This is a genomic window from uncultured Paraglaciecola sp. (assembly GCF_937123705.1).
Taxonomy (GTDB): domain Bacteria; phylum Pseudomonadota; class Gammaproteobacteria; order Enterobacterales; family Alteromonadaceae; genus Paraglaciecola.
In genome coordinates this window covers 1-2,782 of sequence record NZ_CAKZKO010000069.1, presented here as the reverse complement: position 1 = coordinate 2,782, position 2,782 = coordinate 1, and the positions used below count along the sequence as shown (strand labels likewise).

Genomic DNA, 2,782 nt, shown 5'->3' with positions numbered 1-2,782 from the left:
GCATCCCAAGGCTTTCAACGGAACCCTGATAGAACTGGAACAGGTCTGATGACCATAACCGCATCACTCGTCATCTATGCCGTTCTGTGGTTTCTGGCCCTGTTTGTGGCACTGCCCATCGGTGAACGCAGTCAGAGCGAAGCAGGAGACGTTGTGCCCGGCACGCCGGCTTCGGCACCCGAAGACGCGATGATGAAGAAAAAGCTGATCTGGGTGACAATTGTGACCACCATTTTGTGGGCCATTATCTGTGGCATCATCATGTCGGGTATCCTGAAGATCGAGTATTTTGATATCTTCAACCGGATGAACCCCGAAGGCTGAGCGCTGCGACGCTTGCCAAATTGAGGCGCGTTCCGCGCCACGAGATGCCTGATTTGGCGCTTGTGGCAAAGGGCTTGCCTGCATCTGTCCGGCATGGATTGCGGCTTACCTTGTGCGCGCTTTATCCAGCCGGTGGAACAGATGGGTATAGGCCGCGACCCCGATTATCGGTATCAACAGATTGATCAGCGGGATCGACAAGGGGACAGCCAGAACCGCACCAAGCATCCAGATCTGGCCGCGATTGGCCCGGCGGAAGTTTCTGGCGTCTTTTACAGGGATATGGCGGATTGCAACTTGCTGGGCATATTCCCGACCGAGCAGAAAGCCATTGACCAGCCAGAATGTGACGAAATACCCGCTGATAAGCGGGCAATAACCAACGTTCCAATGCTCCAGAATCGGTATGAGGCCCAAGACCATTTGACGTTGTCCCCGGTGGACGGCGACGTACACGGTCAGGGTAAATATAGCTCACCGCTGGATCGAACCATCGCCGCCCTTCGGATTCAACTTTCCAGAATCCATTCAAAAAGCATTGCACTTCATGCATGCGAGGACTTTGTCGAGCCTCCATTTGCGAAGGTGACCAATAAATGGGAAAAATCTCTGGTCTCGACGCACTCAATGTTCCAAAAAAATCATCGCCTGGGCCACGATATTGGTTGTCGAAATCATTTATCTCTACGTACTCCACCAAAGCCTCGTCCCACTGCTGAGCTTGTTCAGGTGAAAAATGCCCCCGAATAACTGCGCATCCCCGTTTTTTGATCAACGCTGTTATTGACTCTGGCACCGTTTGCCTGTGAATTTGTTCGTAGGTTATTTCTGGCCAAACACTCTTTCCTTGAGCCTGACTGCGTTCGATGTCTTCAATCTCATTTTCTAAGTCCGCCATAATTGTCGCCATCAACGCAGGCACGTCTCCGATTGACTCTCGCCATTTGACTTTCATTTCTCGTATGGACCGCTGCACATCACTTGGTAATACGCTATGCGAGGAATATGGGAGCTTTTTTATTGTTGTCATGGCACACCTCAAAATAAATAAGTAAAGTTTCCTAACTTGTTAAATCAGATTAACCTTGAGCAACCTTCAAGTAAAGTAAAATCTTTTTATCAACATCAAGGACAACCTCATTGCCAAAGACAATTGCACATAAACCTAGCAGTTTAGCGATAAATACCGACCGCGCCTTTATTGACTGTCTTCGCCATCAAGGCGTACTGTCCAGAGCCGCAATTGCTAGTCAAACAGGAATATCTAAGCCCACCATTTCAGAGTCAGCACAACGGCTTCTGGCACGCCAAGTGATTGTCGAATGCCACAAAAAGGACACCAAGTCATCAAAAAGACCCTCAGTGCTGTACGAAATAAATAAACAACGTGGTGCATCACTCGCCATTGTGCTCGACGATGTTTCCATACAATTGACACTGTCCGACTTACAAGGAAATGAATGTCAGTCTCGTCACTTAACCTACTCTGAAGGACGAACTTCAGCCGAATATACAAAGGATTTACTGACCGCCATTAAAGGAATAATGATAAATACAACACCACCTTTATTATCTATTGGCCTATCTGTTGCCGATCCTATTCACCCAAAAGATGGCAGTGTCGTGAGAATGCCCAACTCTCCATTTCCAGTTGCCCAAGACATCCATTTTATCCAACAACTTGAAGATGCATTTCATTGCTCCGTTGTAATCGACAACGATGTAAATTGGGCAACCCTGTCTGAACGAGAGATGACCCAATTGGACAATTTCATCTACGTATTTCTTGGACGAGGCATTGGCTGCGGACTGTTTTTTGAGCGCACTCTAATTCGAGGAGACAACGGCATGGCAGGAGAAATTGGCTATGTAACGCTAAAAAGCGGTAAGCATTTATTGGAAAGCCGCTATCAGGGGATGACAATCAATAACGCCCTATTAAAATCGGGAAATTTAGACAGGCAACTGGTTGAAGAAATAAATGAGGCAATTCGTTTAACGTGCCAAATAACACACCCCGAAACGTTGATATTAGGTGGGCCAATTGCCGCTGATCCTACAAGTTATTTTGCCATTGTCGCACAACTTAACAAGGCTCTACCAAACATAAACATTCAATTAAGTCAGGCTCCGGATAACGCGTCGTTAGCGGGAGCAGCAATAGGCGCACATCAACTGGCTTTGCTTTCACTTGGATTAATTGATGAAGACAATAACATCGCCCAACTGGGTTTTTATCGACTCTATGAACACAACACTGTGGCCAAACTAGACTGATTTTAGTTGGTTGCGGGAGCCGCTTTCCTTGAACTTCGGGTTATGAGCCCGACGAACTACCAGACTGCTCCATCCCGCGACATGATAAGCTATTGATATAAATAACTTATTTAAAGAAATGAAAGATGAAATATGTAACAGATAGAAAGAGCTTCTAGTAGGGAAAGAGTGTAGATCTCGG

At 46.8% G+C, this 2,782-nt stretch carries 3 protein-coding genes, 1 tRNA gene and 1 pseudogene; 2 read left to right on the top strand and 3 right to left on the bottom strand.

Annotated features, from left to right (window positions below; translation table 11 throughout):
- The coding region (locus Q0688_RS10750) for a DUF1467 family protein (protein WP_299075904.1) at positions 1–324 on the top strand (324 nt) is incomplete at its 5' end.
- 105 nt (positions 325–429) lie between these two features.
- On the opposite strand, the gene Q0688_RS27645 is transcribed toward Q0688_RS10750, so the two are convergent.
- Complete coding sequence (locus Q0688_RS27645; RefSeq protein ID WP_367179788.1) at positions 430–747, bottom strand: EI24 domain-containing protein; 318 nt, start codon at positions 745–747, stop codon at positions 430–432.
- Positions 665–1,354, bottom strand: a pseudogene (locus Q0688_RS10745) (YbiU family protein); the annotation flags it as partial. The gene Q0688_RS27645 and the pseudogene Q0688_RS10745, both read right to left, overlap by 83 nt.
- A gap of 110 nt (positions 1,355–1,464) precedes the next feature.
- Here Q0688_RS10745 and Q0688_RS10740 point away from each other — a divergent pair.
- Positions 1,465–2,601, top strand: coding sequence for an ROK family transcriptional regulator (locus Q0688_RS10740; RefSeq protein WP_299075898.1), 1,137 nt, complete (start codon positions 1,465–1,467; stop codon positions 2,599–2,601).
- Between the two features lie 7 nt (positions 2,602–2,608).
- Here Q0688_RS10740 and Q0688_RS10735 read toward each other — a convergent pair.
- Positions 2,609–2,680 (bottom strand) — tRNA-Met (locus Q0688_RS10735).
- Positions 2,681–2,782: the final 102 nt, after the last annotated feature.